Source organism: Candidatus Tisiphia endosymbiont of Neophilaenus lineatus, assembly GCF_964264975.1.
Taxonomy (GTDB): domain Bacteria; phylum Pseudomonadota; class Alphaproteobacteria; order Rickettsiales; family Rickettsiaceae; genus Tisiphia.
On record NZ_OZ183649.1, the window covers coordinates 650,756 to 675,492 of the forward strand.

A 24,737-nucleotide genomic window follows, 5' to 3' on the forward strand; every position below is an offset into this window, starting at 1 on the left:
ATTGCAATAATTAACACCGTGTTAATTATTGCAATTGGTATTATAGATTATCAGTGACAATTGTTACCTAAATTTCAGTGCTATGTGTATTATTCAATCCCCAAAGAGACATCGTTTTCCAGTAATCATTATTAGCCATGCAGTATGGTTATATCATCGAGTCAATAATAGTTACAGAGATGTACAAGAACAGATGGCCTATCGAGGTATTATTTTATGTCATGAGACAGTAAGATTTTGGTGCAATAAATTTGCGGTTTATTTTCAAGATGTTATCAGAAAGCGAGAGAGGAAACCAACTGATAAATGGCATTTAGATGAGATGAATATTAAGATTAAAGGCGAGGTATTGATATTATGGAGAGCTGTTGACTCTGAGGGGCATGAATTAGAAGTATTACTGCAGAAGCGTCGTAACAAAAAATCAGCTATTCGTTTTTTATCAAAATTATTGGGTCATTATCCAGCTCCAAGAGTAATTGTTACTGATAAGCTCAGAAGTTACATTAAGCCGATTAAGCTTATGTGCCCTAAAACTGAGCATCGCACTCATAAAAGACTAAATAATCGTGTTGAGAATGCTCATCAACCAACTAGGCGCAACGAGAAGATATTAATTAAATTTAAGCATCCTAATTCAGCCCACTGTAAATTATCACTGATGGGAAAAGTCAGAAATATATTTGCCGTAAATGTTGGAAGATATAGTAAAACAGCAATTGAGCAAAGAATTGCATTTGCATCAGCTAAATCCATTTGGGACGAAGCCACTCAAAGACTTCTTGCTGCCTGAAATCTAAAAATATAGCTCTTTTTGATACTATTTTACTTAACTTGACGGTGCCAGAGCTAGGCAGTAGCAAAGTCGAGCAGCGTAACGTACATGAGTAATGGGGCAGCTTCAATCTTTAGGTCACGGGAATCTTAATTCTTGAAGTTCTACCTAAGTAGAATAAATTTATTTAAACATTATCTCCAGTAATTCGTACTATATTTGCCCCGCAACTGGTTAGTTTTTTCTCCAATGTTTGGTATCCACGATCTAAGTGGTAAATTCGGTGTATTCTTGTTGAATCGTTGGCGGCAAGTCCAGCTAATACTAGGGATACTGATGCTCTGAGGTCGCTTGCCATTACTTCTGCTCCTGTCAAAAAAGGTATACCCCGTATTATAGCACTCTTTCCGTTAACTGTTATATTTGCACCCATTCTGCATAATTCAGGAACATGCATAAAGCGATTCTCAAAAATATTTTCTGTAATTATAGAAGAACCTTTGCAAAGAGTCATAAGGCTCATAAACTGAGCTTGTAAGTCTGTTGCAAAACCTGGATATGGGTTTGTATGGATGTCCACAGGATTTAATTTACCTACATAAGAGACTCTTAAACCATTATCAATAGGTAAAATTTCTATACCAGCTTCAATAAGTTTTAATACTATATTTTCAACGATATTATTGCTGATTCCATAAATGTTTAAATTGCCTTTAGTAATAGCAGCAGCAATCATGTAAGTACCGGCTTCAATACGATCCGGCATAATTGAATAATTGACATTTTTTAAATGAGATCTACCAATTATTCTTATTTCGTTTGTAGCAATTCCATCTATTTCTGCACCCATTTTGCTAAGACAATGGCACAGATCAATGATTTCTGGTTCTCTAGCACAGTTAAATAATATTGTTTCTCCTTCAGCCAAAGTAGCAGCCATTATGGCGTTAATTGTTGCTCCAACAGATATTTTATTAAAAACAAAATGTACAGCTTTTAATCTACCTTTAATTGTAGCATTAATATAACCATGATCGACGTCAATATTTGCCCCCATAGCTTGTAGAACTGCTACATGTAGATCCACTTGTCGAGCACCTATAGCACATCCTCCAGGTAAGGAAACCTTAGCTTTAGAAAATCTAGAGAGTAGAGGCCCTAGAATCCAAATAGAAGCACGCATTTTACGTACTATATCATATGGTGCAGTAAAATTATTAATATTGCTGCTGTCGATATCCATGCTCAATTGATCTTGATGATCAGTTACAGTAACAACGCTACCTAAATTCTCAAGTAATTTTTTCATTGTGAGAATATCAGTAAGCTTTGGAACATTGTTAATACTAAGCTTATCTGTAAGTAATGCTGCAGTCATAATTGGTAGGGTCGAATTTTTAGAACCACTAATGCTAATACTACCTTCAAGAGGGATACCGCCTTTAATTATCAAACTTTCCATGGAAAAATCCTATATATTACTTAACAAAAACCTGAAAATTAGTTTACCACTTTTCAAGTTTTTAGGTAAAAAGGTAAAAATTGAGTAGCAAAATTGAAGTAAAGGCTTCGATTTTGCTACAAAACAATAATAGATATCTTTGACAAAATCTACTTTTGTTGGTAATTTATTCGTGCTATCGATGCTCTGCTCCTCACATACATCATCGTCCGCTGCGGGTCAATATTCCGTGGCTTCTTTAAATTCCTCAGCATAAGTGAGTTTGCCAAAGTCTAATCAATATCAAGTTTTACTGTTTTTCTCTCCTTTATTGTCAAGAGCTGTTCCAAGTATGTCTCCTAGACTAGCAGCACTATCAGCAGAACCATATTCTTTGATAGCTTTTTCTCTCTTTTCTATTTCAAGTGCTTTTATTGACAAAGTAACTTTACGAGATTCCTTATCAATGGTAATGATTTTTGCATCAATTCTGTCATTAGGGACAAATCTTTCAGTTTTTTGATCAGCTTTTTCACTAGAAAGATCAGCTTTTTTGATGAAGCCCGGTATTTTGTCGTCTAAAATAACTTCTATCCCATCATCTTTAACTTCAGTAACTGAGCAAGTAACGACCATATTTTTTTTGTACATGCCAAATTCATCTTGCTGGGGGTCAAAGCTTAGTTGTTTAATACCTAAGCTTATACGTTCCTTTTCAATATCAATTGATAAGACTTTACACTCTATTTGATCATTCTTTTTATATGTTTTTAACAGCTCAGTACCATTGCCTTCCCAACTTATATCTGTTTCATGAATCATACCATCAATGTTGTCATCAAGTGCTACAAACATACCAAAGTCAGTGATATTTCGTATTGGTGCTTTAATTATACTACCTATTGCATGACTATGTGCAAACCCAATAATTGGGTTATCTTGACACTGTTTAATACTTAGAGATATTCTATGTTTATCGGTATCAACTTCTAGAATTGTGAATTGAACTTCTTGACCAATAGTAAGCATTTTCTTAGGATGTTGATTTGATTTTACCCAACTAATTTCACTTGAATGAACGAGTCCTTCAATACCATCTTTTAATTCAATAAATACCCCATAATCAGCAATATTTGTTACTTTGCCAGTCATTATTTTGCCAACGGGGAATTCTTCTTTTATACTTTGCCATGGATTATGATCAAGTTGCTTCATACCAAGTGAAATTCTCTTAGTTTCTTCATTAAATTTTATAACTATAACCCTAACCTTTTGATCTAGAGATAAAACTTCAGAAGGGTGATTTATTCTGCTCCATGAAATATCAGTAACGTGCAATAGACCGTCTACATTACTTGAATTACCTAAAGCAATAAACGCACCGTAATCAGTGATATTTTTTACTGTACCATCTAATATTATTCCTTCCTTAATTTTCGATAACATTTCGTCTCTAGCCTCAGATCTTGATTCCTCAAGTATAGCTCTTCTAGAAACTACGATATTACCAAGTTTCTTATCCATCTTTAAAATTTGGAATGGCTGCTTGATACCCATTAACGAAGCAATATCTTTTATTGGTCTAACATCTACCTGACTTCCAGGTAAGAAGGCCACAACCCCTGATACGTCAACAGTAAATCCACCTTTAACACGTCCGAATATTACACCATCAACAAACTGTTTATTGGCACATGCAATTTCTAAATGTCCCCATGATTCTTCTCTAATGGCCTTTTCACGACTTAATATAGTTCTACCGTTACGTCCTTCAATTTTCTCAATATATACATCAACTATCTCGCCAACTTCTGGTAAAGGTTGATTACTAACTAGAGCAAATTCTTCTATAGGAACTCTGCCTTCATTCTTTAATCCAACATCAACTATGATAATGCCTTTAGCAATCCCTACTACTTGACCTTTGACAACAGTACCTTCTTTGACGTGACTAGTACTTACGGCTTCAAGCATTTGTGCAAAATCTTCGTGAGATTGAATGCTAATTTCAGCAAGCTGAGAAACAAATTTTTTCTTAAATTTTTGCATATTATTCTCTAATACTAGTTGTGCCGTCTAGTATAAAAATTATAGTTAATTGAGTTGAATTTACATAAGCAAGTTGTTCTTTGCCTTAAGTAATCAAATTCAACTAAATTAACTATGCATGGTTAATAAAATGTAGATAAAACAACCTATGACACATAAAATATGTTGATGTTACCTAACTGAAATAAACTCCATGATCTTATCAATCACTTCTTTTGGTGATAGATAAGAAGTATCAATTTCTAAAGCTCCTTGTGGTGGAAGAGTTGGAGCAATATCACGCTCTATATCACGTTTGTCTCTTATTTTTAGTTGTTTCAAAACTGTATCAAATATATATTCTCCTTCTTTTTCTTGCAACTCTTTATATCTTCTCTTTGCTCTAATAACAATATCTGCTCTGATAAAAATCTTTAAGTCAGCATTTGGGACCACTACTGTTCCAATATCTCTACCTTCCATTATAATTCTAGGAGTTGTTTTTATTAATTTTCCTAGATATTTTCCTAGGTTATTTCTTACTTCCGGTATAATAGCAATTTTTGATGCTACATTACCTACAATCTCACTATCAAGTTCTGAATTTTGTACATATTCCGTAGATTTAGATAATTCAATTATTCCATTTATGTCAGTAAGATCAATTTTTTGGTTTATACAAGAAATAGCAAGGCTTCTATATACAATACTTGATTGAAAGTAAGTAAGCTTAAGTTTTTGTGCTAACATTTGACCAATTGTACTCTTACCCGATGCTGCTGGACCATCCAGTGCCACTACAAAATTATTGCTAATATTAAAAGCTTGAGATTTTAAGGTCATTTACTTAATAATTTTATGCTGAATTCTAGCTGAATATTTAAAATAACGCAAATAAAACTTGAAATTGAAGCTATTATGGATTAGACATGTTACTATGAAAACTTAATATATATTTCAAATGATTTGAAGAATTGGGACAACAAACAAGGGGTACCCGGACTAGGCGTACATTTGCTGCGTGAGTACGCGATAGACTCTGCAAGTACTTGAAAAAGCAATTCTTTAAAGCAGAAGAGTATACTTTGTTGTTTTAAGTATAAAATTAAATCAGAAAAGCAAGGGCGGTTAGCTCAGTTGGTTAGAGCATTACGTTGACATCGTAAAGGTCAGAGGTTCGAATCCCCTATCGCCCACCAGCATATCTCCAAGCTTTGCTTAATCTGCTAATTTTACCTACATACTCCGTATGCTCACTATATGCTCATCGCGTTTTTAAAAAAAGTACTCTAATTGCTACCGTTAAGTTAAGAGAAATGTAAATTAAGTATTGAGCAAATGTAGGGAATAATTTATAGATTATCAGTGACAATTGTTACCTAAATTTCAGTGCTATGTGTATTATTCAATCCCCAAAGAGACATCGTTTTCCAGTAATCATTATTAGCCATGCAGTATGGTTATATCATCGATTCAATAATAGTTACAGAGATGTACAAGAACAGATGGCCTATCGAGGTATTATTTTAAGTCATGAGACAGTAAGATTTTGGTGCAATAAATTTGCGGTTTATTTTCAAGATGTTATCAGAAAGCGAGAGAGGAAACCAACTGATAAATGGCATTTAGATGAGATGAATATTAAGATTCAAGTCGAGGTATTGATATTATGGAGAGCTGTTGACTCTGAGGGGCATGAATTAGAAGTATTACTGCAGAAGCGTCGTAACAAAAAATCAGCTATTCGTTTTTTATCAAAATTATTGGGTCATTATCCAGCTCCAAGAGTAATTGTTACTGATAAGCTCAGAAGTTACATTAAGCCGATTAAGCTTATGTGCCCTAAAACTGAGCATCGCACTCATAAAAGACTAAATAATCGTGTTGAGAATGCTCATCAACCAACTAGGCGCAACGAGAAGATATTAATTAAATTTAAGCATCCTAATTCAGCCCACTGTAAATTATCACTGATGGGAAAAGTCAGAAATATATTTGCCGTAAATGTTGGAAGATATAGTAAAACAGCAATTGAGCAAAGAATTGCATTTGCATCAGCTAAATCCATTTGGGACGAAGCCACTCAAAGACTTCTTGCTGCCTGAAATCTAAAAATATAGCTCTTTTTGATACTATTTTACTTAACTTGACGGTGCCCTTGTTACGCTTGGAATCAACTTGCTCATAAAGTACAACGTGAATATGATAAACATACTTATAAGGAACGATATTTAATTGAGTGCTTATTTGGTAAAATCAAACATTTTAGGCGTATATTTTCTAGATTTGATAAGGCTCCAGCCACTTTCTTAGCTTTTCTAAATTTCGTTGGAACTTTAATATGGTTACGTTATAATTTTTGTCAACAGAACCTAGAGAGATAAGTTAAAATCGTCCCTTTAAAGGAAAGAAATAAACCGTCATATATGGACTTCGTCCATATATGACGGTAATTTAGATATATATGATAAAAACACTGTTGCATTTTCCTATTGTTAGAATTTACCTAATATTTCATTTTATTACTCGTATTCTATTAAGCTCATATGCTTTATGGCAACAACAAATAACCATATATGATCTAGTGTCAATTTTTGTTATTGGTACATTTAATGATCTAATATCTCTTTGTTATTTTTTACCAGTAATTTCGCTTGTTATCATTGGCTTCTACAAGTTATTGGCTCGGTATAAATTTTTGTATGTAAGCTGCTCTTTTATCGCTTATTTTTGTACTATTGCTTTACTAATATTTATTGCCATTGCCGAGATTATCTTTTGGGATGAGTTCGGTGTTAGATTTAATTTTATTGCTGTAGATTATCTAATTTATACCCATGAAATCATTGGTACTGTAAAGGAATCTTTGCCCTATATAGAAATATTACTAGGCATTATAATTATTACACTATTAATTGTTTTTTTCTTGAGAAAATACATAATTAATCAAGCAAGTACTCTAAATGGCAAGAAACATATTTTTTGTGTGATAATGCTATTTTTGCTTAGCCTAGTTGCTTTTAATTTCTATAACCCTAATAAAATTGCTTTTAATTCTAATAAATATGCTATCGAACTTGCTAAAAACGGTCCATATGAGTTTTTCTCTGCCTATTTTAATAATAGCTTAGATTATAATAAATTTTATCCAGTAATTGATAAAAACCAGGCTTTAAATATCGTTCGCAGCAATTTATCGAAAGAACAACAAATATACTCAAATGCTACTACTATAGAACGTAATATCAGGGCAAGTTCTTTTAACAGTAATAAATATAATATTATTTTTATTACTGTAGAAAGTCTGAGTGGCGAATTCATGGGAAAATTTGGTAATCAACAAAATATTACGCCAAATTTGGATAAATTAGCTGAGCAAAGCATATTTTTTACCAATCTATATGCAGTAGGAACTAGAACAGTACGAGGTTTAGAAGCTATTACTTTATCAGTACCGCCAACTCCTGGCTCTTCTATTATCCGTCGTCCTGATAATCAGTCATTATTTAATATAGCTACTATTTTTAAGAATCAAGACTATGCTGTTAACTTCCTATTCGGTGGCTATAGTTACTTTGATAATTTACAAAATTATTTTCATGGTAATGGCTATAATATAGTTGATCAAGGTAATCTAAAATCCAACGAAATAAGTTTTGCTAATATTTGGGGAGTAGCTGATGAGGATATATTAATAAAATCACTAGAGTTAGCTGATCAAAATTATAAGGAAGGCAAAGCCTTTTTCTCATTAATTATGACTACCTCTAACCATCGTCCTTATACTTTCCCCGAAGGTAGGATTGATTTGCCATCTGGTGGTGGACGTCGTGCAGCTGTTAAATACACTGACTATGCTATTGGTAAGTTTCTTGCATTAGCTAAAACTCACCCTTGGTTTGATAATACTATCTTTGTTATTACGGCTGATCATTGTGCATCAAGTGCTGGTAAAACTGATTTACCAGTTAATAAATATCACATACCTCTATTAATATATGCTCCCAATATATTAAAACCACAGATAGTTGATAATTTAGCCAGTCAAATTGATATTGCTCCTACTATTTTGGGATTATTAAATTTTTCGTATAATAGTAAGTTTTTTGGTCAAGATATATTAAACATGCCAGCAAACAGAGCTTTTATCAGTACTTATCAATTGCTTGGCTTCATGAAGGATAATCACTTAGTTATCTTACGACCACAGGAGCAAGCGAAAACTTATAAATTAATTGCTGAAGATAAAATAGAGGTTGAGAATATTCCTAGTTTAGTGGAAGAAGCTAGTAGTTTTTATCAGGTAGCTCATGATTTATATATTCAGGGTGAAATGAGGGAATAGATTTCTTGAATTATATCTAATAGTAGCTTTTTTTAAATAAAAATCTACTATTAGATGCAATGAACCTAAGAGATTATAAATTAATTTTTAGACTTGCCAAAGGCACCGTCAAGTTAAGTAAAATAGTATCAAAAAGAGCTATATTTTTAGATTTCAGGCAGCAAGAAGTCTTTGAGTGGCTTCGTCCAAAATGGATTTAGCTGATGCAAATGCAATTCTTTGCTCAATTGCTGTTTTACTATATCTTCCAACATTTACGGCAAATATATTTCTGACTTTTCCCATCAGTGATAATTTACAGTGGGCTGAATTAGGATGCTTAAATTTAATTAATATCTTCTCGTTGCGCCTAGTTGGTTGATGAGCATTCTCAACACGATTATTTAGTCTTTTATGAGTGCGATGCTCAGTTTTAGGGCACATAAGCTTAATCGGCTTAATGTAACTTCTGAGCTTATCAGTAACAATTACTCTTGGAGCTGGATCATGACCCAATAATTTTGATAAAAAACGAATAGCTGATTTTTTATTACGACGCTTCTGCAGTAATACTTCTAATTCATGCCCCTCAGAGTCAACAGCTCTCCATAATATCAATACCTCGCCTTTAATCTTAATATTCATCTCATCTAAATGCCATTTATCAGTTGGTTTCCTCTCTCGCTTTCTGATAACATCTTGAAAATAAACCGCAAATTTATTGCACCAAAATCTTACTGTCTCATGACTTAAAATAATACCTCGATAGGCCATCTGTTCTTGTACATCTCTGTAACTATTATTGAATCGATGATATAACCATACTGCATGGCTAATAATGATTACTGGAAAACGATGTCTCTTTGGGGATTGAATAATACACATAGCACTGAAATTTAGGTAACAATTGTCACTGATAATCTATAAATTATTCCCTACATTTGCTCAATACTTAATTTACATTTCTCTTAACTTGACGGTGCCCGGTGTATTTATCCAATCTCTATACATAATTGATTTTACTAAATCTACATTATGAGCAAGTTGATTCCAAGCGTAACAAGCCATAGTAACGATATCTTCATATACACCATAACATTGGTTAGACAAGAAATGATTTTTAATCCATTCCCAAACTTGTTCCATTGCATTAAGTTCCGGTGCATAGGGCGGAAGCGGTATCAAAGTGATATTGCTTGGCACAGTTAGTTTTTTGGCTGTGTGCCAACCTGCATTATCCGTTAGTAAAGCTATATGTCGGTTGCCTTGAATACTGCGAGAAAGCTCTTCTAAGAATTTATTCATTGCCTGTGTGTTTGCATATGGTAAAATTAATGCACAAGCTTCTCCTGTCTCATGGCAAGCAGCTCCGTAAATATATGTTGAAATAAATTGCTGTTGCCGAACTTTACGGGGTCTAGTGCCACGCTTAGCCCATATACGAGTTAAGCTACCTTGTTGCCCAACTCTAGTTTCATCCTGAGACCATATATCAACTTTACATCTATCGATATTTTTTGCTAATAATTTTGTTAACATGTCTGGAAAGTTTTTTTATATGTATTTTGAGTCTCTTGATTTGACTTTGGATGCATTGAACGAGAAGTAATCCAGCTAAAACCAAGGCGGTGCATAGTATTGTAGACTGTTTTTAAAGCACATTTAGCACCATATTCCTCAAGTAACATGATATGTAGCTCTTTTCCAGTTATATACCCACCAGTTTTACTTTTACTGAGCGTATTGATTTTATCAAGAAGAGCAGATTCTTGTATAGTGTTAATCTTCCTAGGGGCACCGCTTCTTTGTGATTCAAATAATCCTTCAAAACCATGATTCCTAAATCTTCTGAGCGATGATTGCACGGTTTTCCAGTGTGACTTCACTATTTCATACCAATTGCAATAATTAACGCAGTGGTCTAAGATGGGTTTTTAACTGATAAAAGGTACTCAAATGGCTAGGTTAATATTACCACAAGGTTTTCATGGTCATGATTTTATAAAAATGATGAAACATGAGCCGCATGGTCGAAATCGTATACGTTTATTGGCGATGTATCACCTTCAATTAGGCAAATCTTTTAAAGCCATATCTGAAATAGTGAAGTCACACTGGAAAACCGTGCAATCATCGCTCAGAAGATTTAGGAATCATGGTTTTGAAGGATTATTTGAATCACAAAGAAGCGGTGCCCCTAGGAAGATTAACACTATACAAGAATCTGCTCTTCTTGATAAAATCAATACGCTCAGTAAAAGTAAAACTGGTGGGTATATAACTGGAAAAGAGCTACATATCATGTTACTTGAGGAATATGGTGCTAAATGTGCTTTAAAAACAGTCTACAATACTATGCACCGCCTTGGTTTTAGCTGGATTACTTCTCGTTCAATGCATCCAAAGTCAAATCAAGAGACTCAAAATACATATAAAAAAACTTTCCAGACATGTTAACAAAATTATTAGCAAAAAATATCGATAGATGTAAAGTTGATATATGGTCTCAGGATGAAACTAGAGTTGGGCAACAAGGTAGCTTAACTCGTATATGGGCTAAGCGTGGCACTAGACCCCGTAAAGTTCGGCAACAGCAATTTATTTCAACATATATTTACGGAGCTGCTTGCCATGAGACAGGAGAAGCTTGTGCATTAATTTTACCATATGCAAACACACAGGCAATGAATAAATTCTTAGAAGAGCTTTCTCGCAGTATTCAAGGCAACCGACATATAGCTTTACTAACGGATAATGCAGGTTGGCACACAGCCAAAAAACTAACTGTGCCAAGCAATATCACTTTGATACCGCTTCCGCCCTATGCACCGGAACTTAATGCAATGGAACAAGTTTGGGAATGGATTAAAAATCATTTCTTGTCTAACCAATGTTATGGTGTATATGAAGATATCGTTACTATGGCTTGTTACGCTTGGAATCAACTTGCTCATAATGTAGATTTAGTAAAATCAATTATGTATAGAGATTGGATAAATACACCGTGTTAATTATTGCAATTGGTATTATTCTAATGAATAGTCCTTTTCCTCTACCAAACCAACATTCATATTCTTCTTGAGCTATTGGTTTGCGTTCCGACCATGGCAAGTCCTTAGCTTCCAATAGCACAAATTCCCCAGTATCATATAGCAAAATTCCTTCATTTCTAATATCACGAAAAAAATACTTACCTTTCGCGAGTTGGTTATTTACAAAGTGAATAGGCTCAAGTATCAGTGTCACTGATGGTTCTTTCATAGATACTAATGGATCTTTGGTAATATCTATGGGGAATTTTCTATCTAATCTTTTATATATGTTATATTTTAAGTTAATAGCTTGATATCCAGCATATTTTCCTTTCTTTAAGACCAGTAACAGATCTATATCGCTCTCATAAACATAGGTTAATATGATTCTCTGTGTACACGTCTTGTACCCAATCCCCTCTAGCATATGAGCCAAATAAAACTATCATTGCTATTTTTGATTTGCTAGCAGCTAAAATTTCTTGGACAATAATGTCTAATCTTTCTTTAATAACTAATGAACGTTCAGGTAATGTGGTTTGCATAAGATTACTTTTATTAATCCATCAGATTACTATAACATAAAATAATGCTACCACTAAGAAGGCAATCGTTATAATGCAAAATATTTTAAGTAATATAATTAACCCTGTGCGGAGCTTAATACAACTAATATAATCTTCAATTACCACACGCATACCAAGCATTGAATGATAGAAAGCGGTAATAAGCAGTATTCCTAAAGGGACCATATTGTAAGGTCTTTGTAAAGTACTAACAAAATGAGTAAAACCCTCTCTAGTAGCATATTTAATAAAAAATATTAGCCAAATAGAACAAATTGCTAAAATAATAGCTGTTATTCTTTGATGCAACCAGTGATTCGAACCACTTTTTGCCGAACCAACCCCTTTAGCTTTTGCCAACTCTGTCCTTAAATTATTATTCATATAGAGGCCTTAAGTTAAATTATTATTTCACTTTACGTATAACACCCATGGCAATTTAAAAGTCATAGGAAAAACAACCTAGCGTCATTGCGAGGAGTGCGTAAGCACGACGAAGCAATCCATTTCTAATTACTTTATAGATTGCTTCAACCACTACGTGGTTTCGCAATGACGTCTTGTACTTTTCTGCAATTTTTAAATGCTATACGTAAGGTGAATCACTAATAGACACTTAGAAATTTATAAACAATAGATATCTTTCGAAACTCGCTTGTGCTGAGGAATTTGAAGAAGTCACGGAACGCAAAACCACAGCATACTTAGGCGTACGTGAGGATTTGAGTACCGGAACGACGTACAAATTACCAGCATAAGTAGAGTTTCGAAAGATATCTAATATTAACAACCTGTTCTGGTTAGCTATAACAACCAGAAAACTAACATTATCAATATCGAAGCTACTACCACAAACCAACCTGTGAAGTTAATAGCCCTTATTGAAAAGCAATGCCCACTATCCCAAATTAAGTGACGCACCCCATTACATAAATGATAAAACCATGCAAAACTTATGAATATTAGAGGAATTCTAAGTAAATTACATTTAAAGCACTGTAAATATTCAGGATCAAATTTACTAAAAGCTAATAAAATAAAGCACCACGACAATATTGATAGTCCAAAAAATAAGCCTATCCCCGTTATACGATGCAAAATAGACAAAACGGAGCTTATCTGCTTTTTATATATCGTCAAATGAGGAGAAGTAGGTCTACTATTATAAATTTCCTGCTTTGTTTTTGTCATAAGTTTCTGTCATAAATTATCTATAGGTGTAATCTATATCCTAAAACAAATTCAGGATGAAGCCCCTATAACTCTAAATAGCAACAGTATAAATGCTAGTTAGAAAATACTCAAGTTTTCATATTGTATTGTATTGTATTGTATTGTACAATAACTATTATACAATAATGAAGTTAATTTTATGAGAACGATGAGTATTAGTTTAAACGAGACCTTATATGATAAATTAAAATATATGATTCCTTCTAAAAAAATTAGTAACTTTGTAAGCAATGCTATTGCTAAAGAATTAGAAAAAAAGGAACTGGAACTTACTTTGGCATATAAAGATGCAGAGCAAGATAATGAACGTCAAAATTTGCTAAAAGAGTGGGATGCAATAGATGACATTAGTAAAAAATAAAGAAATAATACGAGGCAATATTTATTGGGTAAATCTTGATCCAACAATTGGAACTGAAATGCAAAAAATAAGACCTGCAATAGTTATATCTAATAATATTCAGAATAAAATATCTAGTAGAGTAATAATTATCCCCATTACCTCAAATATTAATAATATTTTTCCTTTTGAAGTAAGAGTTATAGTTAACAACAAAACTGCAAAAGCGTTAACTGATCAAATTAGAACCATAGATAAATCTAGATTGGGAGAGTTTATAGAACAGTTGAATAAAACTGAGATTATTAATATTGAAAAAGCTATTAAAGTTACTTTAAGTTTAACTTAAGTAACCTAGGTTTGATATAACAAGTTATCAGTATCATCTCTGCTCGGGTTGATGACATAGGGACTATTACTCCTTATACTTCATCTCCATAGAGTAAGGCACAACCTTTGAAAATATTTTACCAATTATTGGTACTTTAGTGATAACGTTACTTGCAAAAAAGAAAGAAGGTATTACATTACCTTTAAGCTTCATTTGATGTTGATTAGTATCAATTGTACCTTGCATTGTAAAATCAAAAAATGGTCCGGTAGCTGATGTATCAGCAATATTTATGGTATTACATATATAACTAAATCTACCTGTCATGTTCCTAAACATGATATCCTTATTATTTAATATAAAACTCATAAAACCTGGGAAAGAAACAACCGATACCATTCTAGTAAGAAAAGGCACATCGGTAGTAACAAAATGCTTGATATCAAATGTTCCATCTACGATTGGTATCACTTCTCCCTTTCTAGCATCATATCTTTTTGTATCAAGTGTCAGATTTATAATACCAGATTTCATTTTATTATACATACCAATACCTCTAAATAAAGCTCCAGCATTATCACAGGTAACTATCCATTGTTCTAGATCTTTTTTATCTGTAAGTAGCATTTTAAAAGATTTAGTACCAATTTTTGAATTTAAAGAACCAGAAAAACATTTGATTTTATTACAATCAATTTGTAAATTAAGCTTATCAAGCATTATATTATTTTTTAACCTTACCCTATCTACATCAACTGTTAAATGAATATTTTTTGGTTCTCCTTCTTTCTCTAAGAATTGCATCATATTAGATTCAGACAAATCTAGTTGTTTCCCATGAATCTGAGCATTCAAGCTATCTTTACCTAAAAGCAATTTTCCTACTAGATCAGTCGTATCATACTTCATCACAGGTAAAGTAACATCATACTTATCTTCTGCTACTTTAACCTTACCAACTATTTTTAAGTTATTTTCTCCCGAAAGATTAAAATCAATATCACCATTTAGGTTATTATATAACTTGCCAGTTAAAGTAAAGTTAGCTTCACTACCAAGTTTTTTATGTATAGATATTTTATCAATATAAAATTCTAAGTTTTTGAGGTTAGTATTGGCTTTAATTAAGCTTTTCCCATCTTTTTGCTCTTTATATTCAAAATCTAAGACACTACTACCTGAGATTAACTTTAATATACCAACCTTTTGGTTATTACCCATAATGGTAGTTTTTACTTTTAATAGATTCTGGTAATCATCTTGGTTATTATCAGTGACATTAACATCGATAAGTAAATTACTGTCATAGCCATTAATTTTACCTATACCGATCAAATTTACCTTATCGCCATTAAATGTTCCAGTTATTTTAGCATTTTTTAATATGACATTGTCACTAAATGCTTTGCCATTTACTCCCGTTATTATTGTAGAAATGTCATAAGTATTTTTGATAACTGGGCTAATCGGTATTATTATGCCAATTTTTGAGTTAGCGATTCCAGTAATCTTTTTAAGATCGATCCCTTGTTTTTTTATCTTGTTATAATCCTCATTTGATATGAAATCAATTAAATCGTTAACACTCCCCTTAGCATCAGCATTAACAATAAAATTTGATTTATCCATCCCTTGCCAATCAAAAGTTATTACCCCACCTGAAATAAGACTATTACTACTATATGCTTGATTTAATATGAACTTAACAGATAGCCCAGATATAGTAACATCAGTATCAATTTTTCGTAAAGGGGGATAGTCTTTATCATATTGATATTCAAGATCTACAACATGCAGCTTAGCCTTCAATGCAGTTTCTAAGGAAATATTCTTTTCTAAAGAATTTTTATCAAAATTAAAATCAAATTCTCCATTTCTAATATAACCACCTTTCATATATTCCTGTAGAAATAAAATTACTTGATTATCAGGAATAATTTTCTCAGCAATTTGATAAATCATTATAGGAATATTCTGAGCATTACCACTTGCTTGAATTATGCTACCATCCAATACACTATTGAATAATAGATAGGCTTTATCACCAAACTCTAGTTTGCAATTGATCGATTTCTTAGAAGCTCTAGAAATTTTACTGTTATAGGAACAACATCCTTCACCATCAGGTAATTTTTCACCATAACTATCAAGCAAAGAAATATTTTTTATAGGACCTAAGTTTAACTGTGTTTCAATCTTATTTTTAAAAAAATCCACAATGGATATAGCAGATATTTTGGCATTTATTACTAGTTGATGATCTTTAGAGATTAAGGAAAAACTATCTATGTCAATAGTACTAAGAATTAAAGGCTTGGTTGTTATATCATCAATAATAAAACTGATTTTGAAATTAGTAATTTCACCTTGGGCGTTATTTGCTAAATCCATAAAGATTTTATCGATTGATAGAATATTATTTCTTACTTGTAAGTTACCTATCCGTATTTTCATAGCTTTTTTATCAAGGTAAAATTCTATTATTTTCTTAATTGGCTTATCTAAATATCCTTTACTACTACTTAATATTAATAAAGTTAAAATTACTACAATTGTGCAAACTATTATGCTTAGGTTAATAAAAAATCTTTTAATGAGCATTATCTTGTTATTTAGTACTTGATCAGTTAATATATACTTTGCAGCAATATAGCACAACAAACTTGTTGCACTAAGTATATACTGAAAAAAATTTGAAAATTATTTATGAATATTAGACTTCATTTTATAGGTACTGGTTACGTTGGATTAGTATCTGGCGTAATGATGAGTTACTTAGGACACGACGTTACTTGCTTAGATACCGATATTTCTAAAATCGATCAGCTTAAAAAAAATATTTTACCAATTTATGAACCAAAATTAGCTCAGTACCTACCGCCATTAGTAAAGTCTAGTAAGTTGAAGTTTACAGCCAATTACTCGGCTGAATTAAGAAATGCCCAAGCGGTATTTATTACAGTAGGAACACCACCACTACCTTCAGGGGAGGCAGATTTACAATATATTTTTACTGCTATCGATAATTTATGTGAATGGATCAACGATGATTGTTTGATTGTTATTAAATCAACTGTACCTCCAACAACATGTAACCAAATTATTGATTATTTAAAAAAAAGAAATCTTAAATTTCCTATTGCCTCAAATCCTGAATTTCTTAGAGCAGGTACTGCTGTAGATGACTTTTTAAACCCTGATAGAATATTAATTGGCACAAATAATAAACACGCAGAAGATTTATTAAAAAAGATCTACCTGCCTTTGACTACAAAGAATATATCTCTTATATGTACTGATTTGGTTACGGCAGAACTTACCAAATATGCCTCAAACGCTTTCTTAGCAACAAAGATTGCTTTTATTAATGAAATGGCAAATTTATGTGAGAGGACTGGGGCAAATATCAAAGAACTATCGATTGCTATGGGACTCGACAAGAGAATAGGTAAAGAATGTTTAAATGCTGGTCCTGGATTTGGTGGCTCATGTTTTCCTAAGGATCTCTTAGCACTTTCACAAATAGCGTGTCATTATCAATGTAACTTACAAATAGTTAATTCTGTTATAAGTAGTAATGATCATAGGGTTTATGATATGGCGGATAGGATTGATTATATAATAAATGATAATTTGACTAATAAAAATATTACCGTATTGGGTCTTACTTTTAAGGCTGGTACAGATGATATTAGAAGCAGCCCTTCTATTAAAATCATCAAAATTCTAGTTGATAAAGGAGCTAATATTATAGCCTTCGATCCAATAGGTATGGATAATGCTAAAAAAGAGCTAAAAAATATTTTTTTTGCCGATTCAGCACTTAGTGCTTGCCAAAATAGTGATATAATTGTAGTGGCAACTGAATGGTTGGAGTTTAAAGATTTAGGTTGGTCACTTATTCGCCATCAAGTTAGATCTCCTATAATTATTGATTTCAGGCACATTCTTGACGGAGATATGCTAAAATCTTTTGGGTTTAAATATTATCTTATTGGTACACAATATGAAATTTGATTTTATTCACTTAAGAGTACAAAGCTCATATTCATTTCTTGAGAGTGCTTTAACAATTGATCGTATAGTAGAGCTGGCACAATTATACAAAATGCCAGCGATTTGTTTAGCAGATAAGGGTAACTTATTTGGCTCACTAGAGTTTGCTCTAGCTAGCTGCAGGGCAGGAGTACAACCTATAAATGGGGCAATTGTAAACGTTGCTTTTACTAAAGATAATTTTGGTGAAATGGTGCTGATTGCTAAAGATGAGGTAGGTTACAAAAATTTACTAAAAGCAGTTAGTGCTAGTTTCACTGAAAATGATCGCAAAATTTGTAATCATATTACTTTTGATGATTTAGTTAAGTACCATGAAGGGCTTATTATCTTATCCGCTTATACTGATGGGATAATTGGTAAAAGCCTGATTGATGGGAACGAAGAATTAGCCATTTTTTGGACCACTAAGCTACAAAGCATTTTTGGTGATCGTTTCTATTTTGAGATTATGCGGCATAATTTAGCAATAGAACAATCTATAGAAGTAAATTATATAAAAATAGCCGATGACCTTGATATTCCACTAATTGCTACCAACAAAGTATTGTTTAGCGATGTTAACATGCATGATGCACATGATGTATTATTATGTATATCTGCTGGTGTTAGTAAAGAAGAGGAGAATCGTAAAAAGGTTAGTACTGGTTGTTATTTTAAATCACCAAAAGAAATGCTAGAACTTTTTAGTGATTTACCTGATGCTGTACAAAATACCGTCCATTTAGCCCAAAGATGCCATTTTATGGCACATGCTAATCCACCAATGTTACCAAATTTCTCTAGTCTAGATATTAATGAAATAGATCTAATTAAGCAAAACTCCACAGCAGGATTACTATCAAGACTTGATACAAAATTTAAATGGGAAAATATTGCCATAGATAAACAGCAAGATATTAAACAACAATATCTCACTCGTCTTAATTACGAACTAGATATTATTTGTCGGATGGATTTTGCTGGCTATTTTCTTATAGTCTCTGACTTCATAAAATGGAGTAAAGAGCAAGGTATTATGGTAGGACCTGGTAGAGGCTCTGGGGCGGGTTCAATAGTTGCTTGGAGTCTTCTTATCACTGATCTCGATCCTATTAAATTTGGTCTACTATTTGAGCGTTTTTTAAATCCTGAACGTATATCAATGCCAGATTTTGATATTGATTTTTGTCAAGAACGGCGAGAAGAAGTTATTAATTATGTACGTTCTAAATACGGGGATAATAAAGTTGGTCAAATCATCACTTTTGGTAAGATGCAGGCAAAAGCTGTTATCAAAGATGTATCACGAGTTCTTGGCTTGCCTTATAAATATGCCGAATATCTAACTGAGCTGGTGCCATTTAATGCTGTTACTCCCGTTACATTAAATCAGGCTATAAAGGAAGTAAAGGAGTTGAACAACGCCGCCCATGGCAGTGGTCTATATAATTTAGATGGTCAAGAGGAGCTAATAAGACAAGTATTGGATACATCCTTAGTGCTTGAGGGACTTAACAGGCATGCTTCTACACATGCAGCGGGAATCGTTATAGCTGGCAAAGATTTAGTAGAAATATTACCAGTTTATAAAGACCTAAATTCGGATATGTTGGTAGTACAATATTCCATGAAATATGCTGAGATTGCTGGTTTAATTAAATTTGATTTTTTAGGTCTGCAAACTCTGACTATTATTACTAAATGTCTAGAATTATTAAAACAGCAAGACATAAATATTGATTTTACTAATATGCTATTTGATGATCAAAAAACTTATGAACTGCTGTGTAGTGGCAGAGCTACCGGTGTTTTCCAGTTTGAAAGTAGTGGAATGCAGGATGCTTTAAGACGTCTTAAACCTGACTCTATCCAAGATATAATAGCGTTAGGAGCATTATACCGCCCTGGTCCTATGGATAATATCCCAACTTATATTGCTTGTAAGCACGGTTTGCAGCTACCAGATTACTTGCATGAGATGCTTAAACCAATTTTAGAAGAGACTTATGGAGTTGTTATATATCAGGAACAGGTCTTAGAAATTGCCAAAGTAATTGCCGGCTATAGCTTAGGTGGAGCAGATTTACTTCGTAAAGCCATGGGCAAAAAAATAAAATCTGAAATGGCAGAGCAAGAAGAAACTTTTATTAAAGGTGCAATAGCTAACAATATTTCACGCCAACAAGCAGAGTCTATTTTTACAACAGTGGCTAAATTTGCTAGCTATGGTTTTAATAAAGCACACGCCTCAGCTTATGGTGTAATATCTTATCAAACCGCCTATCTGAAAGCAAATTTCCCAGCCGAATTTTTGGTAGCTTGTTTAAATCTTGAATTAAATAATCATGATAAAATCAATCTATTCATGCAAGAAGCTAGAAATAACAACATTACTATTATTCCTCCTAATATCAATCTTTCCACTGGTTATTTTAGTACTACTCATGAAGAAGGAAAGACATTTATCATCTATGCCCTAGGTGCTATCAAAAGTGTCACAGCTACTTTTGGCAAAATATTAGCAGAAGAAAGAGTTAAAAATGGTAAGTTTAAAAATATTATAGATTTTATTGAGAGGCTATCGCTTAAATCTATTAATCGAAAATTATTAGAGAATCTTATTAAAGCCGGGTGTTTTGATACGTTACATTCTAATCGTAATCAGTTACTGTTAAGTATCGCTAAACTTTTAGCTTACGCCTCTTCCTATCATGCAGAAAAAGTTTCTGATCAATTTAGCCTGATTAAGGTAAATTCTGCAAGTCAACAAGTGTTAATTGAAGCAGAACCACTTGATAATAATACTGTCTCTTCTTATGAATTTGAAGTATTAGGACTATTCATTACGCTACATCCATTATCAAGATATCAAGATTTGCTAGCTAGGCTTAATATTGCAACATCACTTGACTTACAAAATAATAGTGGTGCTACTTCTAATAGGCAGATAAGGATAGCTGGGGTAATACAAAAAAAAGATTCACGTATGTCATCTCGTGGAAGGTTTATAACCTTACAACTATCTGATCAGTTTGGTATTTTCGAATTAACTATTTATAGTGAAGAAATACTTAAAAATTTTGTTCACTTACTTGACATTCAATGTCTAGTTGTGACAAACTGTGATTTGTTTAAGGATGCTGGAGGAACAAGGTTAATCGCTAAAAGTTTCACAACTATTGACGATATAATGAATGAAGAACGACTAGAGATAAAACTCTATCCACAAAATCATTATGAACTATGTCAAATCGTTGATTTGCTTAAAAACCGTATTAGCCCTGAACGTAGTAATACAAGAATAATTTTACTGCTTAAAGTGAGTATACAAGATGAATTGCAAGAGTTGGCTAGGTGTACAAGTGGTGAGCGGACTAGGCGTAGTCAAATCGTTGTTCCTACGCGAAGTTCCATCGTGCCACAACGCCAACACTTGAAAGGCAAAAGGTATATAAATAATAACTTTACTGCTCGAGTCCATTTACCAGAAATTTTATGTCTAGAAACTGAAGATTTTGAATTTTTAAATCGGTTTATGTTAGGTTCTAGTTAACCTGAATTCGATGTAACAAGTTACATCGAATTCAGTATTATATATAGAAACAATCAGGTTTGAAGCGGCTGCCCAACTGATTGTTAAAATATAATACTCCATTCAATATGTGATTTTAATTATTAAAATCACATATTGAATGATGAAAAAAGTTAAAAAATCGTCTATTAGCGAAGTGCTATTGTAAGGGGCACCGTCAAGTTAAGTAAAATAGTATCAAAAAGAGCTATATTTTTAGATTTCAGGCAGCAAGAAGTCTTTGAGTGGCTTCGTCCCAAATGGATTTAGCTGATGCAAATGCAATTCTTTGCTCAATTGCTGTTTTACTATATCTTCCAACATTTACGGCAAATATATTTCTGACTTTTCCCATCAGTGATAATTTACAGTGGGCTGAATTAGGATGCTTAAATTTAATTAATATCTTCTCGTTGTGTCTAGTTGGTTGATGAGCATTCTCAACACGATTATTTAGTCTTTTATGAGTGCGATGCTCAGTTTTAGGGCACATAAGCTTAATCGGCTTAATGTAACTTCTGAGCTTATCAGTAACAATTACTCTTGGAGCTGGATAATGACCCAATAATTTTGATAAAAAACGAATAGCTGATTTTTTATTACGATGCTTCTGCAGTAATACTTCTAATTCATGCCCCTCAGAGTCAACAGCTCTCCATAATATCAATACCTCGCCTTTAATCTTAATATTCATCTCATCTAAATGCCATTTATCAGTTGGTTTCCTCTCTCGCTTTCTGATAACATCTTGAAAATAAACCGCAAATTTATTGCACCAAAATCTTACTGTCTCATGACTTAAAATAATACCTCGATAGGCCATTTGTTCTTGTACATCTCTGTAACTATTATTGAATCGATGATATAACCATACTGCATGGCTAATAATGATTACTGGAAAACGATGTCTCTTTGGGGATTGAATAATACACATAGCACTGAAATTTAGGTAACAATTGTCACTGATAATCTATAAATTATTCCCTACATTTGCTCAATACTTAATTTACATTTCTCTTAACTTGACGGTGCCGTATATTGTTATAAAGCATGACTTTAAATATAAGAGAGTCGCCAAGAAAGAGGTAAAGTAAGGAAAGAATATTAAGTGAAAATGTGATTTATCGACTTCGAATTATTGATCTTTAATTTTAATTCATCAAGGTTGAATGTTATGTTGACAATCGCTCCCCCCTCGTACTTGTTTGCTAACTCTAGTGTTGCACAATGATCTTGTGCTATTTTTTTGATAATGGCTAGTCCTAAACCAGTTCCTTTAGATCTAGTTGTTATATAGGGTTCTGTAGCCCTATCAATTAAATTTGCTTGGAATCCTACTCCATTGTCATTTATTGTAATACTGATCTGATGGTTAGACTTGGTTATAGAAACAGCAATAACACCTTGTTGAAATCTAGTAAGTCCTATAGATTCTTCGGCATTTTTTAATAAATTAACCATAATCTGATTAATTTGAGTTGTATCACAGATAAAATCTATGTGTTGATCAGTTGTGATGAATTTATATAATATTTTATCATTAATTAATTTTCGTGATTCAACCATATTCTTTATAAGAATTACTATATCACAATCCATAAATATTGGGGCTGGTAGTCTTGCAAAATTAACAAATTCAGAGACAATTTTCTTAATATCGTCAGTATGACGTACAATCATCTGTATGTATTTGTTGAACTCTGTCTTATCTTCAACTTGATTACTAAATTTCCTAAGTAATCTTTCGGAGGCAAGATGAATAGGTGTCAAAGGATTCTTAATCTCGTGAGCTACTTTCCTTGCTACGTCAGACCAAGCAAGTGCACGCTGAGCTATAACTAGATCTCTTTGTTGATGGTCAATTTGTTTAATCATCCTATTAAAAGCTGAGGATAAAACGCTTATTTCATCTTTATTAACAAGGTCTTCTGGTACTTGAATAGTTAAGTCACCATTTTTAACCTTTTCAGTAGCAATCACTAATTTCCGAATAGGCTTTACTATCTTTGTAGCAAAAATCATTCCCCAGCTTATTGCAGCTAATAGCAGTAATAAAGCAATAAAAATAAATACTATAGAAAATTTGATCTGCATACTGGATATATGTTTTTTAAGACGATAATATTCTTCAGCTGCACCGTTAGTTTTATCAATATGATCAATAATTTTAGCATCAATCAATCTACCTACCAACAAATATATATCATTATGATCTTTAAGTTTTGTAAGCATTCGAATCTTTTTAGGATCAGATTTTATTTCAACAATTTCTCCTAGCTCAGCTCTTTTCATTAAATGAGCTGGAATAGTAGCAAATGAAATTGCGAAACTTAAGAATGTATTAGCAATAACAGTATTAGTAGGTCTATGAAAAACTATAGCTTCATCAAGAGAACGCATCTCAACTTCAGTATTTAATGCTTCATTAAATGAAAGGGGATTATGTATTAGATTATAATACATCTCAGTTAAATCATCAGCGACAGATAATGCTGTTTCTCGTAACTGCAGTTTATGTTCGTCTATATAAGATTCTGCGACTATTATCGACTGATCAAGCACAGCAGAAATCTTTTTATCGAACCAAGATTGAATGCCAAAATTAAAAAAATATGCTGAAAAGACTGAAACAATAATGGTTGGGATTGTAGCAATTAAGCTAAAGGCAATAATGATACGATTTTGTAATTTCGAAGACGTCTCCCTTTCACCTTTATCAATAAAATCTCGTAAAAATTTACGAGCTAATAAAATGCCTAAAAGTAAGAATACAGCAAGATCTACTAATATAAGCCCTATAACTCTACTTGGGTCTGGACCAAGAGATTTCGACTCAATTGAAATCACATAATAAGTCGAGCAAGCCAATATAATGGCTACAATTATTAGAACAAATATTAATTTACCGCTACTACAATATTTTTTAAGATCTCGATAAAAGTAATTCAACATTTTTATTATTCAAAATCATTTGAGTATGCTAGGTTCTGTTGACAAAAATTATAGTTAGGCAAGAGGAATAAAAAGTTGCCATAGTAAGAAGAAATGGTAGTTTCTA

The 24,737-nt window shown here is 32.6% G+C and carries 21 protein-coding genes and 1 tRNA gene; 10 read left to right on the forward strand and 12 right to left on the reverse strand.

Annotation, left to right across the window (positions count from 1 at the left end):
* Positions 1–82 precede the first annotated feature (82 nt).
* Entirely contained in the window at positions 83–793 is a 711-nt protein-coding gene (locus ACFE3K_RS03935; RefSeq protein WP_375359439.1) for an IS6 family transposase, read from the forward strand.
* 169 nt (positions 794–962) lie between these two features.
* On the opposite strand, the gene murA is transcribed toward ACFE3K_RS03935, so the two are convergent.
* The 3 genes from murA to cmk form a co-directional block, all read right to left on the reverse strand.
* On the reverse strand, positions 963–2,237 hold the full coding sequence (murA, locus tag ACFE3K_RS03940; RefSeq protein WP_375359440.1) for a UDP-N-acetylglucosamine 1-carboxyvinyltransferase: 1,275 nt from the start codon (positions 2,235–2,237) through the stop codon (positions 963–965).
* Between the two features lie 282 nt (positions 2,238–2,519).
* Positions 2,520–4,265: a 30S ribosomal protein S1 gene (locus ACFE3K_RS03945; protein ID WP_375359441.1), complete on the reverse strand. Its 1,746-nt coding sequence runs from the start codon at positions 4,263–4,265 to the stop codon at positions 2,520–2,522.
* A gap of 171 nt (positions 4,266–4,436) precedes the next feature.
* The gene (gene cmk, locus ACFE3K_RS03950; RefSeq protein WP_375359442.1) at positions 4,437–5,087 is read right to left on the reverse strand and encodes a (d)CMP kinase; all 651 of its coding nucleotides are present in this window, start codon (positions 5,085–5,087) and stop codon (positions 4,437–4,439) included.
* Positions 5,088–5,366: 279 nt separating this feature from the next.
* On the opposite strand from cmk, the gene ACFE3K_RS03955 reads away from it, so the two are divergent.
* The 3 genes from ACFE3K_RS03955 to ACFE3K_RS03965 all read left to right on the forward strand — a co-directional run bounded on the left by ACFE3K_RS03955 (position 5,367) and on the right by ACFE3K_RS03965 (position 8,589).
* Positions 5,367–5,443: transfer RNA gene (locus ACFE3K_RS03955), tRNA-Val, on the forward strand.
* 195 nt (positions 5,444–5,638) lie between these two features.
* A complete protein-coding gene (locus ACFE3K_RS03960; RefSeq protein ID WP_375358336.1) occupies positions 5,639–6,349 on the forward strand; it encodes an IS6 family transposase in 711 nt (236 codons plus the stop codon).
* A gap of 479 nt (positions 6,350–6,828) precedes the next feature.
* Positions 6,829–8,589, forward strand: coding sequence for an LTA synthase family protein (locus tag ACFE3K_RS03965; protein WP_375358337.1), 1,761 nt, complete (start codon positions 6,829–6,831; stop codon positions 8,587–8,589).
* 153 nt (positions 8,590–8,742) lie between these two features.
* Here the strand turns inward: ACFE3K_RS03965 and ACFE3K_RS03970 are convergent, their stop codons facing one another.
* From ACFE3K_RS03970 to ACFE3K_RS03980, 3 genes are all read right to left on the reverse strand, one after another.
* On the reverse strand, positions 8,743–9,453 hold the full coding sequence (locus ACFE3K_RS03970; protein ID WP_375358338.1) for an IS6 family transposase: 711 nt from the start codon (positions 9,451–9,453) through the stop codon (positions 8,743–8,745).
* Between the two features lie 72 nt (positions 9,454–9,525).
* Positions 9,526–10,107, reverse strand: coding sequence for an IS630 family transposase (locus ACFE3K_RS03975; RefSeq protein ID WP_375358339.1), 582 nt, complete (start codon positions 10,105–10,107; stop codon positions 9,526–9,528).
* On the reverse strand, positions 10,101–10,454 hold the full coding sequence (locus tag ACFE3K_RS03980; RefSeq protein WP_375358340.1) for a helix-turn-helix domain-containing protein: 354 nt from the start codon (positions 10,452–10,454) through the stop codon (positions 10,101–10,103). Before ACFE3K_RS03980 ends, ACFE3K_RS03975 begins: the two co-directional genes overlap by 7 nt.
* A 70-nt stretch (positions 10,455–10,524) precedes the next feature.
* On the opposite strand from ACFE3K_RS03980, the gene ACFE3K_RS03985 reads away from it, so the two are divergent.
* Both ACFE3K_RS03985 and ACFE3K_RS03990 read left to right on the forward strand, forming a co-directional pair.
* Positions 10,525–11,025: a helix-turn-helix domain-containing protein gene (locus tag ACFE3K_RS03985; protein ID WP_375358341.1), complete on the forward strand. Its 501-nt coding sequence runs from the start codon at positions 10,525–10,527 to the stop codon at positions 11,023–11,025.
* A complete protein-coding gene (locus tag ACFE3K_RS03990; protein ID WP_375358342.1) occupies positions 11,019–11,579 on the forward strand; it encodes an IS630 family transposase in 561 nt (186 codons plus the stop codon). The genes ACFE3K_RS03985 and ACFE3K_RS03990 overlap by 7 nt, the downstream gene beginning before the upstream one ends.
* Here the strand turns inward: ACFE3K_RS03990 and ACFE3K_RS03995 are convergent.
* The 3 genes from ACFE3K_RS03995 to sdhC all read right to left on the reverse strand — a co-directional run bounded on the left by ACFE3K_RS03995 (position 11,545) and on the right by sdhC (position 13,357).
* Positions 11,545–12,036 (reverse strand): hypothetical protein, encoded by a 492-nt coding sequence (locus tag ACFE3K_RS03995; protein ID WP_375358343.1) that lies wholly within the window; start codon positions 12,034–12,036, stop codon positions 11,545–11,547. The genes ACFE3K_RS03990 and ACFE3K_RS03995 overlap by 35 nt on opposite strands.
* Before the next feature lie 130 nt (positions 12,037–12,166).
* Positions 12,167–12,550, reverse strand: a complete 384-nt coding sequence (sdhD, locus tag ACFE3K_RS04000) for a succinate dehydrogenase, hydrophobic membrane anchor protein (protein WP_375358344.1) — start codon at positions 12,548–12,550, stop codon at positions 12,167–12,169.
* 420 nt (positions 12,551–12,970) lie between these two features.
* Positions 12,971–13,357, reverse strand: a complete 387-nt coding sequence (gene sdhC / locus ACFE3K_RS04010; protein ID WP_375358345.1) for a succinate dehydrogenase, cytochrome b556 subunit — start codon at positions 13,355–13,357, stop codon at positions 12,971–12,973.
* Between the two features lie 190 nt (positions 13,358–13,547).
* Here sdhC and ACFE3K_RS04015 point away from each other — a divergent pair, with 190 nt between their 5' ends.
* Together ACFE3K_RS04015 and ACFE3K_RS04020 are read left to right on the forward strand one after the other, a co-directional pair.
* A complete protein-coding gene (locus ACFE3K_RS04015) occupies positions 13,548–13,760 on the forward strand; it encodes a hypothetical protein (RefSeq protein WP_341748051.1) in 213 nt (70 codons plus the stop codon).
* Complete coding sequence (locus ACFE3K_RS04020) at positions 13,741–14,088, forward strand: type II toxin-antitoxin system PemK/MazF family toxin (protein WP_375358346.1); 348 nt, start codon at positions 13,741–13,743, stop codon at positions 14,086–14,088. The genes ACFE3K_RS04015 and ACFE3K_RS04020 overlap by 20 nt, the downstream gene beginning before the upstream one ends.
* Before the next feature lie 66 nt (positions 14,089–14,154).
* On the opposite strand, the gene ACFE3K_RS04025 is transcribed toward ACFE3K_RS04020, so the two are convergent.
* Entirely contained in the window at positions 14,155–16,671 is a 2,517-nt protein-coding gene (locus ACFE3K_RS04025; protein ID WP_375358347.1) for a DUF3971 domain-containing protein, read from the reverse strand.
* A 111-nt stretch (positions 16,672–16,782) separates the two neighbouring features.
* Here ACFE3K_RS04025 and ACFE3K_RS04030 point away from each other — a divergent pair, with 111 nt between their 5' ends.
* Positions 16,783–18,087 carry a UDP-glucose dehydrogenase family protein gene (locus ACFE3K_RS04030; protein ID WP_375359476.1) on the forward strand — a complete coding sequence of 435 codons (1,305 nt, stop codon included), beginning with the start codon at positions 16,783–16,785 and terminating at the stop codon, positions 18,085–18,087.
* Complete coding sequence (dnaE, locus tag ACFE3K_RS04035) at positions 18,077–21,661, forward strand: DNA polymerase III subunit alpha (RefSeq protein WP_375358348.1); 3,585 nt, start codon at positions 18,077–18,079, stop codon at positions 21,659–21,661. Before ACFE3K_RS04030 ends, dnaE begins: the two co-directional genes overlap by 11 nt.
* A 241-nt stretch (positions 21,662–21,902) precedes the next feature.
* On the opposite strand, the gene ACFE3K_RS04040 is transcribed toward dnaE, so the two are convergent.
* Both ACFE3K_RS04040 and ACFE3K_RS04045 read right to left on the reverse strand, forming a co-directional pair.
* Entirely contained in the window at positions 21,903–22,613 is a 711-nt protein-coding gene (locus ACFE3K_RS04040; protein ID WP_375358349.1) for an IS6 family transposase, read from the reverse strand.
* Positions 22,614–22,783: 170 nt separating this feature from the next.
* Entirely contained in the window at positions 22,784–24,631 is a 1,848-nt protein-coding gene (locus tag ACFE3K_RS04045; protein ID WP_375358350.1) for a sensor histidine kinase NtrY-like, read from the reverse strand.
* Positions 24,632–24,737: the final 106 nt, after the last annotated feature.

Excerpts from the sequence above, each read along its gene's own strand:
- ACFE3K_RS03945 (WP_375359441.1), bottom strand. The coding sequence starts at position 4,265 with ATGCAAAAATTTAAGAAAAAATTTGTTTCTCAGCTTGCTGAAATTAGC.
- ACFE3K_RS03990 (WP_375358342.1), top strand. The coding sequence starts at position 11,019 with ATGTTAACAAAATTATTAGCAAAAAATATCGATAGATGTAAAGTTGAT.
- cmk (WP_375359442.1), bottom strand. The coding sequence starts at position 5,087 with ATGACCTTAAAATCTCAAGCTTTTAATATTAGCAATAATTTTGTAGTG.
- sdhD (WP_375358344.1), bottom strand. The coding sequence starts at position 12,550 with ATGAATAATAATTTAAGGACAGAGTTGGCAAAAGCTAAAGGGGTTGGT.
- dnaE (WP_375358348.1), top strand. The coding sequence starts at position 18,077 with ATGAAATTTGATTTTATTCACTTAAGAGTACAAAGCTCATATTCATTT.
- ACFE3K_RS04020 (WP_375358346.1), top strand. The coding sequence starts at position 13,741 with ATGACATTAGTAAAAAATAAAGAAATAATACGAGGCAATATTTATTGG.
- ACFE3K_RS03970 (WP_375358338.1), bottom strand. The coding sequence starts at position 9,453 with ATGTGTATTATTCAATCCCCAAAGAGACATCGTTTTCCAGTAATCATT.
- ACFE3K_RS04025 (WP_375358347.1), bottom strand. The coding sequence starts at position 16,671 with ATGCTCATTAAAAGATTTTTTATTAACCTAAGCATAATAGTTTGCACA.
- ACFE3K_RS03960 (WP_375358336.1), top strand. The coding sequence starts at position 5,639 with ATGTGTATTATTCAATCCCCAAAGAGACATCGTTTTCCAGTAATCATT.
- ACFE3K_RS03975 (WP_375358339.1), bottom strand. The coding sequence starts at position 10,107 with ATGTTAACAAAATTATTAGCAAAAAATATCGATAGATGTAAAGTTGAT.
- ACFE3K_RS04040 (WP_375358349.1), bottom strand. The coding sequence starts at position 22,613 with ATGTGTATTATTCAATCCCCAAAGAGACATCGTTTTCCAGTAATCATT.
- ACFE3K_RS03985 (WP_375358341.1), top strand. The coding sequence starts at position 10,525 with ATGGCTAGGTTAATATTACCACAAGGTTTTCATGGTCATGATTTTATA.
- ACFE3K_RS03935 (WP_375359439.1), top strand. The coding sequence starts at position 83 with ATGTGTATTATTCAATCCCCAAAGAGACATCGTTTTCCAGTAATCATT.
- ACFE3K_RS04015 (WP_341748051.1), top strand. The coding sequence starts at position 13,548 with ATGAGTATTAGTTTAAACGAGACCTTATATGATAAATTAAAATATATG.
- sdhC (WP_375358345.1), bottom strand. The coding sequence starts at position 13,357 with ATGACAAAAACAAAGCAGGAAATTTATAATAGTAGACCTACTTCTCCT.
- ACFE3K_RS04045 (WP_375358350.1), bottom strand. The coding sequence starts at position 24,631 with ATGTTGAATTACTTTTATCGAGATCTTAAAAAATATTGTAGTAGCGGT.
- murA (WP_375359440.1), bottom strand. The coding sequence starts at position 2,237 with ATGGAAAGTTTGATAATTAAAGGCGGTATCCCTCTTGAAGGTAGTATT.